This window comes from Glutamicibacter ardleyensis, assembly GCF_014644555.1.
Taxonomy (GTDB): domain Bacteria; phylum Actinomycetota; class Actinomycetes; order Actinomycetales; family Micrococcaceae; genus Glutamicibacter; species Glutamicibacter bergerei.
On the sequence record NZ_BMKX01000002.1, the window covers coordinates 125,832 to 137,593 of the forward strand.

16 protein-coding genes and 1 pseudogene are annotated in these 11,762 nt (G+C 59.4%); 6 read left to right on the forward strand and 11 right to left on the reverse strand.

Annotated elements, in window-relative coordinates:
- Window positions 1-190 precede the first annotated feature (190 nt).
- From IEX04_RS05105 to IEX04_RS05110, 3 genes and pseudogenes are all read right to left on the reverse strand, one after another.
- Window positions 191-763, reverse strand: a complete 573-nt coding sequence (locus IEX04_RS05105) for a YdeI/OmpD-associated family protein (protein WP_188684239.1) — start codon at window positions 761-763, stop codon at window positions 191-193.
- A 112-nt stretch (window positions 764-875) separates the two neighbouring features.
- A pseudogene (locus tag IEX04_RS19115) lies at window positions 876-998 on the reverse strand (IS110 family transposase); the annotation flags it as partial.
- A 48-nt stretch (window positions 999-1,046) separates the two neighbouring features.
- On the reverse strand, window positions 1,047-2,345 hold the full coding sequence (locus tag IEX04_RS05110) for a helix-turn-helix transcriptional regulator (protein WP_188684241.1): 1,299 nt from the start codon (window positions 2,343-2,345) through the stop codon (window positions 1,047-1,049).
- 161 nt (window positions 2,346-2,506) lie between these two features.
- Between IEX04_RS05110 and hxlB the strand changes: the two genes are divergently transcribed.
- The gene (hxlB, locus tag IEX04_RS05115) at window positions 2,507-3,103 is read left to right on the forward strand and encodes a 6-phospho-3-hexuloisomerase (RefSeq protein WP_188684243.1); all 597 of its coding nucleotides are present in this window, start codon (window positions 2,507-2,509) and stop codon (window positions 3,101-3,103) included.
- Window positions 3,104-3,160: 57 nt separating this feature from the next.
- Window positions 3,161-3,784: a 3-hexulose-6-phosphate synthase gene (gene hxlA, locus IEX04_RS05120; protein WP_188684245.1), complete on the forward strand. Its 624-nt coding sequence runs from the start codon at window positions 3,161-3,163 to the stop codon at window positions 3,782-3,784.
- A gap of 517 nt (window positions 3,785-4,301) precedes the next feature.
- Here hxlA and IEX04_RS05125 read toward each other — a convergent pair.
- The 3 genes from IEX04_RS05125 to IEX04_RS05135 all read right to left on the reverse strand — a co-directional run bounded on the left by IEX04_RS05125 (window position 4,302) and on the right by IEX04_RS05135 (window position 5,648).
- Window positions 4,302-4,532 carry a hypothetical protein gene (locus IEX04_RS05125; RefSeq protein WP_188684247.1) on the reverse strand — a complete coding sequence of 77 codons (231 nt, stop codon included), beginning with the start codon at window positions 4,530-4,532 and terminating at the stop codon, window positions 4,302-4,304.
- 196 nt (window positions 4,533-4,728) lie between these two features.
- Window positions 4,729-5,400, reverse strand: coding sequence for an NAD(P)-dependent oxidoreductase (locus IEX04_RS05130; protein ID WP_229677009.1), 672 nt, complete (start codon window positions 5,398-5,400; stop codon window positions 4,729-4,731).
- Window positions 5,401-5,465: 65 nt separating this feature from the next.
- Window positions 5,466-5,648 carry a hypothetical protein gene (locus IEX04_RS05135; protein ID WP_188684251.1) on the reverse strand — a complete coding sequence of 61 codons (183 nt, stop codon included), beginning with the start codon at window positions 5,646-5,648 and terminating at the stop codon, window positions 5,466-5,468.
- A 130-nt stretch (window positions 5,649-5,778) separates the two neighbouring features.
- Here IEX04_RS05135 and IEX04_RS05140 point away from each other — a divergent pair, with 130 nt between their 5' ends.
- Entirely contained in the window at window positions 5,779-5,973 is a 195-nt protein-coding gene (locus IEX04_RS05140) for a hypothetical protein (RefSeq protein WP_188684253.1), read from the forward strand.
- An 85-nt stretch (window positions 5,974-6,058) separates the two neighbouring features.
- Here the strand turns inward: IEX04_RS05140 and IEX04_RS05145 are convergent, their stop codons facing one another.
- From IEX04_RS05145 to IEX04_RS18715, 4 genes are read right to left on the reverse strand one after another with little or no spacing between them, the layout of a single operon-like run.
- On the reverse strand, window positions 6,059-6,598 hold the full coding sequence (locus tag IEX04_RS05145) for an SDR family NAD(P)-dependent oxidoreductase (RefSeq protein ID WP_188684255.1): 540 nt from the start codon (window positions 6,596-6,598) through the stop codon (window positions 6,059-6,061).
- A 24-nt stretch (window positions 6,599-6,622) separates the two neighbouring features.
- Window positions 6,623-7,102, reverse strand: a complete 480-nt coding sequence (locus IEX04_RS18705; RefSeq protein ID WP_494195251.1) for a DinB/UmuC family translesion DNA polymerase — start codon at window positions 7,100-7,102, stop codon at window positions 6,623-6,625.
- Window positions 7,029-7,256 (reverse strand): hypothetical protein, encoded by a 228-nt coding sequence (locus IEX04_RS18710; protein WP_229677011.1) that lies wholly within the window; start codon window positions 7,254-7,256, stop codon window positions 7,029-7,031. The genes IEX04_RS18705 and IEX04_RS18710 overlap by 74 nt, the downstream gene beginning before the upstream one ends.
- On the reverse strand, window positions 7,253-7,540 hold the full coding sequence (locus IEX04_RS18715) for a DNA polymerase Y subunit UmuC family protein (RefSeq protein ID WP_229677012.1): 288 nt from the start codon (window positions 7,538-7,540) through the stop codon (window positions 7,253-7,255). Before IEX04_RS18715 ends, IEX04_RS18710 begins: the two co-directional genes overlap by 4 nt.
- Window positions 7,541-7,750: 210 nt before the next feature.
- Between IEX04_RS18715 and IEX04_RS05155 the strand changes: the two genes are divergently transcribed.
- From IEX04_RS05155 to IEX04_RS05165, 3 genes are all read left to right on the forward strand, one after another.
- Entirely contained in the window at window positions 7,751-8,824 is a 1,074-nt protein-coding gene (locus tag IEX04_RS05155; RefSeq protein WP_229677013.1) for a tyrosine-type recombinase/integrase, read from the forward strand.
- Window positions 8,821-9,165, forward strand: coding sequence for a helix-turn-helix domain-containing protein (locus IEX04_RS05160; RefSeq protein WP_188684259.1), 345 nt, complete (start codon window positions 8,821-8,823; stop codon window positions 9,163-9,165). The genes IEX04_RS05155 and IEX04_RS05160 overlap by 4 nt, the downstream gene beginning before the upstream one ends.
- A 797-nt stretch (window positions 9,166-9,962) precedes the next feature.
- Window positions 9,963-11,171, forward strand: coding sequence for a hypothetical protein (locus tag IEX04_RS05165; RefSeq protein ID WP_188684261.1), 1,209 nt, complete (start codon window positions 9,963-9,965; stop codon window positions 11,169-11,171).
- 255 nt (window positions 11,172-11,426) lie between these two features.
- On the opposite strand, the gene IEX04_RS05170 is transcribed toward IEX04_RS05165, so the two are convergent.
- The gene (locus IEX04_RS05170) at window positions 11,427-11,714 is read right to left on the reverse strand and encodes a recombinase family protein (RefSeq protein ID WP_229677014.1); all 288 of its coding nucleotides are present in this window, start codon (window positions 11,712-11,714) and stop codon (window positions 11,427-11,429) included.
- Between the last annotated feature and the right edge of the window lie 48 nt (window positions 11,715-11,762).

Sequence of the window (11,762 nt, forward strand, 5' to 3'; positions counted from 1 at the left end):
CGCTCCTTCTAACTACACGTTCCGCTCAATAACTTGATAACCCAGGGAACCAGATGAAATGACAGAATCGCCGGTGCTCTGATACCTCGCACCAGTGCCGCGCCCTTCGTCTGAACCGCCATCACCGAGGCGAGCCGCACACAATAGCAGCGCCGACCGTTTTGCACATCGTGGACAGGGAGTTGGCGGCTCAGCCCTCCGAGTCCGTGGCTTCCAGCTCGGCCAGGAACTTGGCGAGCCGCGCGCTGCGGGTCTTCTGGGTCCGGGAAATCATCAGCTGATGCAGGATGTGATAGCGCGGCTGGGACTTCAACGCGGCGAAATTTTTGGCAGCAAGAGGAGATCGGTCCAGCGCATCTTGGAGATCTTGCGGTACCTGGGCGGTGGCCTGGCCTTGGTAGGCACGCTCCCACCGTCCATCTTCCTTGGCCTTCTGGATTTCCGCGAAGCCCCGTGGCCGCATGCGTCCTTGATCAATCAATTCCTGGGCGAATTCAGTGTTCTTCTGCGACCAGACAGAGTTCTTCCGGCGGGGAGTGTAGCGCTGGAGGAAAGTCGTCTCATCGCGCTTGCGGCGGATGGCATCGATCCATCCGCTGCAAAGCGCCTCGGGCAATGCTTGTGCGACAGCGAGCGAGGTTGGAGAAGTCGTTCCCTTCTTTGCCACTACCAGCCAAACGCCATCGCTGGTTTCTTCGTGTTCGTCGAGCCAAGCGCGCCAAGCGGTGGCATCAGGAAGAATCAAAGCATCTTGTGGATCCATGGAACCTATCCTGCACCTCGTTGCCCATAGTTGCTAGAGCCTGGACTCGCCGTCGGGATGGTGCCTGCCATTGCTTGCCCGAAGGACGGCGGGACGTGGCCGGAGACCGTGGAGCAATTTCCTGCTCCGGTACATCATAAATCGACACGCCACGGATCATGGCGAAGAGCGCGGTCAGCCGTCGGCCGGCCATAGCGATGAGGGCTCGAGGGCGGCATTTTCCCTGCACCAGTTTGTGTCCGCAGTCCTGGTCATCGCCAAGCCCAGCATCAATGCCGGGAGGCTAAGTGGAGCTTGCCACACCATGGCTGTGCGCCAGCGCGACAGCTTGGGCGCGGGAGCCGACGCCCATCTTCTTGAAGAGATTGCGCACGTGGAATTTCACCGTGTTCTCGCTAATTCCCAGCGCCTGCGAAATAGCCCGGTTGCGCTGCCCCGCTGCCAGAAGCTGCAGGACCTCGAATTCCCGGCCGCCCAGGCTCCATTCGGCGATGTCCGCCGCGTCTGACGGCGGGGCGTCCAGCGGGAGCCTCACCGAGACTTCCGTGCCCCATCCGCCCATGACCTCGATCTCGATCAGCCCGTTCAACGCCTCCACGCGCCGCACGAGGCGGTTCAAGGCCGCCGCGGAGGGATCGATGCCGCCGCGTGCATCGTCGCGGACGTTGATCAGCAAATTCTCACCGTCGCAGTCCCACTGCACCCGGATCCGCTGGATGTCTTCCTGCTCCATCATCGCCAAGGCCAGGCCGCGCACGATGGCCCGGGCGGCATGAGCCACCTCGCCGGGCAACGCCCTGCCGTTCTTGGGCGGCTCGACGAATTGCAGGTCCACGCCGCTCAAAGTGGTCAACGGGCGCAGGTCATCGCGCAAGCGGGTGAAAGCCGAAGCGACCGGTTCCTCCACGATGCTATTGGTGCGGTCATCCACGGTCTTGAGCCCGACCAGGGTCTTGGCCGCCAGGTCGATGGCGGCAACGCGCGCGGCCGCATCGTCCAATTGCGTGGAGCGCAAGGTCGCCAGCAGGATATCGAGGCTCGTCGCATACTGTTCCACCAGCTCGCCGGTGACCCGGACCCGCTCTGCCGAGACCGCGCGCGATTCGCGCAGATAGGACGGAGGGGCATCGGCCACCTTCTCGCGGATCCGGTTGGCGGCCAGATTCCACAGGTATCCGATCATCTCGGGCTGGCCACCGGTGGGGCGGGGCTCGATGAGCACTAGCAGCGCGTTGCTGGGCGGGTAGCGCAGGGCAAGGATCTCCCGCGGAGCTCCGCCGATCTCGGCACGCTCGCTCCAGCGGTTCTCACCGGGATGGGAACCGCGGATCCGATCCAGTTCCGCAATGCCCACCAGATCCGTGATGCGCTGGTCGCCGGCGAGCTTCCTGGGCCTATCGGTGCACTCCTCGGTGAAAATGGCCAGGGCCGCGCAACGGATTTCCGGAGCCAGGGCATCACGCAGGCGAACGGCGATCTGCGGCAGCGCAGCCGTGGCCAGCAGCGCGATCGATTCGAGCACCCCTGGTGCCGGTGCGGCAGCTTGCAGGCCAGGGGCGGAGGAGGAGTCCAGAATGCTCATGCAGGCCAGTGTATCGCAGCTCGGGGGACCAGGCACTATCCGAAAGGATAGGTTCAACTGCCTGTAAATGGCGTAGCGGCCACCCCTTTCTGGCCGGAGAATTGACTCATGCCCATCAAAGCCTATCCGGTCCGCCGGGAGGCGCTGTCGAAAGGAATGGCATGAACACCATGGCCGAACCCATCGCCGAAGCGATATCCCAGCAGGACGTGCTGGACACCATGGACCTGGTCCACTCGGAGATCGAGGCAACCGTGCGAGGCGTGAAGCCGCAGCAGGTCATCGAGCTCGCAGCGCAGCTGCGCGCGGCACCCAGGGTGTTCGTAGCCGGCGCCGGACGCAGCGGGCTGGCTTTGCGCATGGCGGCGATGCGCCTGATGCATCTGGGCCTGGCCGTGCACGTCGCCGGGGATGCCACCACGCCGGCCATCGCCGACGGGGACCTGCTGCTCGTGGCCTCCGGATCCGGAACCACCGCGGGCGTGGTCCAGAGCGTTAACACTGCACGGGGGGCCGGCGCCCGGATCGCGGCCATCACCACCGATCCATCCAGCCCCATCGGGTCGGCCGCCCACGTCCTCGTGGAAGTCCCGGCCGCCGGGAAAACGGACCACGGATCGTCCATTACCCGCCAATACTCCGGCAGCCTCTTCGAGCAGGCGCTGTTCCTGATCACCGAAATCGTGTTCCACACGCTCTGGAACGCGGATGATGCCACCGCCCAGCAGCTGTGGCAGCGCCACGCGAATCTGGAGTAGAGCGGCGTTTTGGCGCCAATACCAACCCACCATTAATAACCCCTGAAAGGGAACATCATGAAAATCCAAGTTGCCATCGATCTGCTCAGCACCGCCGAAGCGCTGGAGCTGGCTGGAAAAGTCGCCCCGTATGTGGACATCATCGAGCTGGGCACCCCGCTGATCAAGGCCGAAGGGCTTTCGGTGATCACCGCCATCAAGCAGGCCCACCCGGACAAGACCGTCTTCGCGGATATGAAGACCATGGACGCCGGTGAACTGGAAGCGGATATCGCTTTCGCCGCTGGCGCGGATCTGGTCTCCATCCTCGGGGCGGCCGATAATTCCACGATCGCCGGCGCAGTCAAGGCCGCCACCGAGCGCGGCAAGGGCATCGTCGTGGATCTGATCGGCATCGCTGACAAGCCAGCCCGGGCCCGCGAAGTTGCTGCGCTGGGTGTCCAGTTTGTCGAATTCCATGCTGGCCTGGACGAGCAGGCGCAGCCGGGCTACGACCTGGACGTGCTGCTGAGCGCTGGCACTGCATCCCAGGTGCCGTTCTCGGTGGCTGGAGGTGTCAGCATCAGCACGATCGCCAACGTCCAGAAGTCCGGTGCGCAGGTAGCCGTAGCTGGCGGTGCCATCTACTCCGCCGACGACCCGGCACAAGCAGCCAAGGAACTGCAGGCCGCACTGGTCTAGACGCGGTTCCCCGTGGGGTCGTGAATATGATCTGACGGAGTATGTGCGCTGATCCTAGTGTGGGGTCGACGATGCTCATGGTGGTGAGGCCAGGCGCTGCAGACTGCGGCCCTGGCTTCATCCCTGCCACAAGGCCGGTATATGCCTATTCGTGCGGCGGTGTCCGGTTGAACTGTTCGGCTTTCCTAGGGGCCTTGGCCAGTACGGTTTGGTGCGGCGTTGCTTCGCGTCTGGACCCGGCACCTGGGCGCACACTGCGGTACTGGCAATGTCCGCCCTAGCGAAGAAACCGCGGGCTCGTTCCTAAAGACCAGCCGCCGTTTCCTTCAGTATTTGTGGGATTGAATATCCGGATCATGTTCAGAAATTTTTGAACGCTTCAAAAACCTGACTCAGATTGACGCAGAGAAAGTACTCACCCGGTAGGTCATTGACAACCCAAACTTGTTTTCGGATTTTGGCGCCGACCATGGCACGGCTGCGGGGTGTCCAAAGCGCTGACAGTCACCAAGGCAAGTCAGGCGCACAGGGCCACATAGGTGTCGGCAAGCTGCATGGACGTCCACGCCCAGATCGCGATGGCGAAAATGCCAACGGTCAGTGCTTCCGCGGTTCCGGGTGCGACGGGTGTGAAGGCCGAAATCACTGGAATGATCCAGCCCATCCGCCGATGGCACTGCCTTCCCGGCTTCGGCGGTACCGGGGTGCTCGCCGGTTTGGTGCGGTCGTAGACCTTGGTCATTTCCATCTGTATCCCGCCCCGCGGATGGAATTAATGCGTTCGGCGCCGATCTCATCGCGCATACAACGCATGGAAACGTCCACCACATTGGAAGCTGGGCCGAGGTCCATCAACAGTGGGACGAACAGAATGGCACGGTTGTGGGAGCCGCGTAGGAAAACAAGTTAAGGAGCCTCTGCTAACCCCGGGACTTGACACTATGTTAATTGATGATTCGGTTGGTGAGTTCTTCGCCGTGTGCAAAGGCGATGACCTGGTCCACTGCCAGTTCTGAGACCAGCGAGATGAACTGTGCAGTGTCTCCGGCCATGTGCGGGGTAGTGATGCAATTCGGTGCGCTCCATAGTGCGTGGTTTGCCGGTAACGGCTCAGGATCGGTGACGTCCAAGGCGGCGTGCAGCCTGCCGGATTGCAGCTCCGGCAACAGAGCGTCGGTGTCAACGATGGGACCTCGTCCCACATTGACCAACAGTGATCCGTCCTTCATTGCCGAAAGGAATTTGGCGTCGATGAGTTGCTCGGTTTCCCCGGTATGCGGCAGGGCAACAATTACCACATCGGCAGCGGGAAGAAATGCCCAGAGCCGGTCGAGAGAATAAATGGGGTAGCCCTGCTCGTGGACTCGTTCGGTACGGGCAAAGGTCGTTAGTTCGGCAGGTTTGAACGGCAGCAGCCGCGAACGGATTTCGCTGCCGACTCCGCCAGCCCCGAGAAGCACCACCTTGGACCCGTGCAACGAGCCGGTCCACGTCCTGGTCCACTGCCGTTCGCGCTGCTGCTGTCCGATCTGCGGCAGTCGGTGCACGGATGCGAGGACCAGGGCGAGGCAGTGTTCGGCAGTGGCATCGTCCACGGCGCCCTTGGAATTGGTCAATGACACTCGTTCAGGAAGATGCTCCAGAACCCACTCGTATTCGATGGAGAGCAGTTGGACATGCTTCAGCCCCTTGAACGCAGCTCAGGATTGCTCGGACGTTCGGTAACTAGGACGTCGGCCGTCGGGGCGTTATTGGGGTCATCATTGATGTGCCAGAGGATCGGTTCGATGCCGGGAATCGTCAACTCGTCGACGAGTCGTTGCCAGGGGACGAGAACGCGCAGGGACAAGTGCTTTCCCATCATCGGTGGGTACGAGGCTATTGTGTCTGCTGCGGCCGCAACTGTACAAACTTGAGTGTCAACGATGAACTTATCCGTCCTATTTCCAGTGCATTGGTCTATGAAGAAATAATCAAGCGGATAGAATGAAAGTATGACTCAAACTTCAGAGCCCACTGGCCAGAAGGCCACAGCCGGTTCCACCGCAGCAATGGTGATCGGATGGACGCAGGCTGTAATTGGCCTATTTGTTTTCGTGCTCGGAGAACCAGTAGGCGGTGGGTTGCTGGTGGTGTCAGGTGCTGTGCTCCAAGCCGGCGCGATGGTTGCCGAGTCCAACCGCCGGTAGGCTTTGAACCGATCGGCGTTAAAGCAGTCCAGGCCCCAGCACAATGTCCCGGAGCCTAGAGTGCAGGAAAGAGGTCTAGAGGTTACTAGAGCTTATTCGCACCTCCATCTGCCATGAGGGTCTGGCCGGTGACGTACTTGGCATCGTCTGAGAGCAGGAAAGCGACAAGTGGTGCGACATAGGATTCCGGATCGCCGAAGCAGCCTAGCGGAACCTTAGTCAGCGACTGTTCGTACAGGTCTGGGAAGGCCTGGCTCCAGGCCTTGACGCCGTCGGTCAGCGCCGTAGAGGAGACCACGTTGACGCGGATGTTGTTGGCCGCCCAATCGTTGGCGATTACGCAGGACAGGCCACGGACGGCTTCCTTGGCCGAAGCACAGGCGGCCTGGGTCGGCTGGCCGACCATGGCCGAGCCGGAGCCGAAGTTGACAATCGAGCCGCCGTTGTCCTTCAAGTGCGGGTAGGCAGCGAGCATGAACTGGCGAGTGGCCAAGAAACCGGTATTGAACGAGAGATCCCAGGCATCTTGGTCCAGATAGGTGAACGGTGCCTGGCGGGAAGCATGAGCGTTGTTGACCAAGCCGTTCAATCCGCCGAAGTTCTCCACTGCCGTGGAGACTGCCACATTACTTAGATGAGTTTTTACTCATTAACTTGCTAGCTCGAAACGAAGCCGTAGTTCTTGGAAAGGCAACAGGACCAGGCATCCCGGACCGTGACAAATCCCTACTCCGCGCTTAGATGGATTTGACGGCGAGCAGTTCTTTCCAAAGCGTCGTGTACCGGGGCTCATCATTTCGCTCCTCATTTCCCACGCCGGACCCTGCTGCAGCCCAGCAACACCCAAGCCAATGGACTTCACACCGTGCTCGGAACGGATTTGCTGGATCAGCGGGCCAATCTGTTTCGCCTCATGTGCTGAGATGTACGGGTCAAAAGTTTCCTGCATCGCCCAAGGTTGAAGATCCATGACTACCACCCCTGCCCGCGCGTATTTCGCTCCAACCAGGATCTGGGGGAGTAGCCGTTTCGCTGCGCGGGTGAGCACTACCGGGTCAACCGTGGGTTCTGGTAGTTTCACAGTGATCGCTGGCTGGTGGTCCTGGTGCTGGTTGTAGTAGCTGGTCATCGCCCACGCCGAGAGGATCTTGGCCTGCTTTCTGGTGCTTATGCAGCCGTGCGGAGGCTCGGTGCGCGTAAATTCCCATTACTTGTTCCATGCCTACCCGGTCAGTGATGGGATCGGAGAAGCTACGGGAGAAGATCAACTGATCCTTGATCACGCGTTCTTCTTCCATGGGATGCAGGGAATCCCGCGCAGCTCTAGGACGGTGCGCATCTGCACCACGGAGAACTTATCCCTGATTCTTACCTCGTTCGCATCGCGGAGGTCTTTGGCCGTCCAGATGCCTAACCCGCGCAGCCGTTTGGTCAACCGGGGGCCGATGCCCCACACTTCCACTACCGGCAGACGCGCCAGCAGGTTCTCGGTGGTCTGTGCTGGGGCACGATCCCACACGCACACCCCACCCAGTTCTTTGATGTGCTTGGCGGTCTTGTTCGCCATTTTCGCCAGCGTCTTGAACCATGGATTGTTGCATCAAATGCAACTAGATACGTATCCATTGATGACCAATAGGGCATGCCTTCGATATGAGGCTCTCGCAGCTCCAGCCTAGCCAATGCGAGACCAGATTGAGCATTGACAGTTGTTGCATCTATCCAAACAGTCGGGGATTAGATGCAACATTTTTTGGATGTCAGCAACCTCCGGCAAGTGCTATCACTCGATTCCGGAACCGCGGCCCTTCACCCTGACGAAGCGGTCTACGAATCGATGCTCGGCTCCTGGGAACAACAACAGCGAAGCCGAAGCCTTGCCGAAACCACCATCAAAGCCCGAACTTCCGCCGTCAGGCACTTCGCAGACTACGCAGGCTCCTACCCGTGGAAGTGGCAGGCGTCCGATCTAGACGAATACACGAGTCACATGCGTTCCGAACGCCTCGCGATCTCAACCATCAGACAACGACAAGGAATCTTGCAAGTATTCTGCAACTACCTGATCAGCCCCGAATACGACTGGGTCGAAATCTGCGAAGCCCAATTCGGAGATACACCATCCCAAATCTGCCTGCCATGGAACACCACAAAACACGTTGCAGACTACGAAGGTATTCCGGCTAGGCGCGCATTGACCTTCGACGAGATTGAGAAGCTGTTCAACTACGCCGACTCTAGAGTTGAAACCGCCGCCAAGGATGGCCGCAAGGGCGCATTGGCAGCACTTCGAGACACCCAAATGTTCAAGACCGCCTACGCCTTCGGCCTGCGACGGGCCGAACTGCGCGGTCTGGACATCCACGACCTTCATGCGAACGCACGCGTTCCCCAATGGGGACAGTACGCCGCCATGCACGTTCGATGGGGAAAATCGAGCAAGGGAAGCGCGCCGAAACGTCGGACTGTTTTGCTCGTTCCTGAACTCTCATGGTGGGTAGATGGCATGCAGCAGTGGGTTGACGAAGGTCGCGCACTCTTTGCACCTGGAGAACTTCCGGCGATGTGGCCCACCGAACGAAAAACCCGAGTGTCCCTTGAATACATTGATCGCCGATTTACGGCCCTCCGGCATGAAGCCGGCCTCGACCCCGCATTAACGTTGCATTGCCTGCGTCATTCCTACGTCACCCACTTGATCGAGTACGGCTACGCAGATCGATTCGTCCAAGAACAGGTCGGTCACCAACATTCCTCAACGACGGCGATCTATACCTCGGTCAGCGGCGACTACAAGAACCGAATTCTCGCGGACGCATTGAGCCGCTTCAACACCCTGGAGATGCCATGACCAAGCGAGTTGAGACCGTGTGGAACCTGCGCCGATTGATGGCTGATCAGGGGCTTTTCAAAACCACTGAACTGATTCCCATGCTTGAGGATTTCGGCGTCAGCCTCTCCCGGGAGCAAGTTTTCCGTCTGGTCATCCAGACACCCGAGCGAGCGAACTTGAACTTCATCGGAGCGGTGTGCGCCGCACTGAAATGCACAGTCTCGGACCTGATTGAAGTTCGAGTCGTGGAGGAGAAAGCCGTCGTGAACACCGTTGAGCCGTCCCGAGGTTCCATCCGCAACATTCGGCCAAAGCCTGCCAGAATCCACCGCCCGCCACACGCTCCTCAGGGCAAATGAGTACGCCATCTCAGGACCCAAAGCTTGTCGTCGACAGAATCGTGTCGGCCTGCAAAGAACAGGTTCCCGAGCTCCCCAAATCAATGCTTGCCTCGGCAGCGACCAGTGTAGGAGGCCCGCATGCTCGTACCTGGCTTGTAAGAGAACTAGCTTCAAAACCCGATTTGCTCATTTCGGGCCGCTCGGACGCATCGCCGACAGCCTACCGTCTGATCAAAGAACTACGGTCAAGGGGTTTCGAAAACATCCAACTGCCGCGGTGTTCCACCTGCGGGCGTGCCCAGAAACTTCCCCACAAGGATGATAATGGAGGGAAGCGATGTGCTACCTGCAATCGTCGCGCGACTACCCCTGATTGCACATCCTGTGGCAAAGTACGCAAGAGCGGATACCGAATAATCGACGGCGCACCCTACTGTGTTAGATGCGCGAACCAAGATGCACGCAGGCATGAAAACTGTGCTCTCTGTGGGAATCTAGACGCAATCGTCGGGAGAAAAAACAACCAGCCAGTTTGCAGCAAATGCTATTCCCCACCACCAGTGACCTGTAGCTACTGTGGTGACACTCGCCCCGCGGCCATCCGAAACGCAGGCAAGCCGCTGTGCACGAAATGCAATCAGTCACTACGCAAAAAACCACGTGTCTGCCCTCGCTGCGGGGAATACCGAATCACGCCCTATCTGCGCGAAGACGGTCCCATTTGCCCTAGCTGCGCGGACCAATATGAACTGGGCAAATGTGCCGGCTGCTGCAACGACCAACGACCGCTCCAAGGAAACTACTGCTCCATTTGCGTGGCTCCTCGACTTCTTCGAACCTTGATCTCCAACGATGACGGCACCCCGCATCCACAGCTACTGGCTCTTGAAAGTTACCTCCTCCGCAATGAGAACAACGCCGATGCAGTGGTCAGTTGGGCCCGCCGCAGCCCGATGAGGCGCGTCATTCATGACATGGCTACTAATCACACGCCCATTTCCCTCCGTGCAGTTGCCGAACACCCCGCAGGAGGTGCGACTGGGCATCTCGCCGCACTGCTCATGGAATCAGGGGTTGTTCCCACCGAAAACTTCGACCGAATTAGATTAGAAGTGTGGCAAGAAGAGTACTTCGCAACGCTGCCAAATCCGACCGACCGATCACTTCTGAAACAATATTCGGCATGGATCGTCAACCCCCGATTCGCACATTCCGCACACCTAAGTACCAAAGATGAGAGCCTTCGCCACAGAGGTTCCAAAGCGCATCTCATCGCGGTCGCCGAACTCCTAGGAACGCTCGATGACCTTAATCTGGATCTCGGAACCATCCCCCAACGCATTTTCGACGCTTATGTGGCCAACCGCGGGCGGACTGGCAAACAGCTCACGCCCTTTATTCGCTGGGCGCGCACCCGCGGCCTTACCCGTTTGAACAGTGAGTACTTGAAAAGCGATTTGGGGGCATCGGGAGTATCGGGAGCTTCCGACGATGAACGTTGGGCTTGGGTGAAGAACCTCCTAGCTGCTGAGGACATCGGGTTGAGCTCGCGCGTCGGTGGACTCCTTGCGCTCATCTATGGGACGGCACTGACCCGCGTTGTCTCGCTTCGATGTGAAGCTGTCATATTAGACGGTGATTCAACGTACATTTTGCTCGGTACCGATCCGATCAAACTTCCGGACGCGGTCGGGTCGCTCCTCCGGCAGCTCTTGGACGCCACGCCGACAGGGTTCCACGACGACGACACGTGGCTCTTCAAGGGCCGCCGCCCCGGTCGCCATCTCACCACCGCCGCGTTGCGCCTCCCGCTCACGAAAAAAGGGATCAACATACGTGCGGCAAAGAATGTCGCGCTCGTGAACCTCTCCAGGGACCTACCGCCCTCGGTCTTGGCTGATCTCCAGGGGAATTTCCGTCTACGCCGCGGAACGCTGGAGTGCACAAAGCGGCCACGATTGGACCGATTACCCTCGTATCCGACTTACGACAGGACCCGGCTAGGCATCAATACCAAATTCTAAGCATCCCCAGCCGGGTGTTCAGCTACCCCTGACAGCGCTCCGTCACTGAACACTTCGCCGGACGGGTCATAGGGAACACTCGACTTTCCTGTGAATCTGGGTCCGGAAGATCGGTGCGGAGATTCACGCTAAGGACGTTCCGGAGTTGAATCCGGCTTGGAGGGTGAAGTTCTGTGGATCTAAGCGGCGGCCTCGTCGGCGCGTTTGATCGCAGGCTAGATGGTGGAACGGGCGATGCCGAAAAGCTAGGCAATTTCAACAGTCATGTGCGTTCATGCCTCGTGAATGGAACCCAAGTGATCTTCCTGCACCTTGGCGAGTTTGAGCTTCTTTCCACGTAGCTTGCCCTTTGCTCTTTCCACGTAACTTGCCCTTTGCTTTGGCGAAAGCCATCCCTTCGCGGATTCGGGCCCGGATCAGGTCTATCTCTAATTCGGCGACCAAGGCCAGAGCATTGAAAAGGAGCTTGCCCACGGAGTCCGAGGGGTCATAGACGGAGCCACCGATGCAGAGCTTGATCTCACGGCGAATGAGTTCATCCATTATGTCCCTTTGCATCGCGCAGGGACCGTCGTACGGGACATTTGCAAA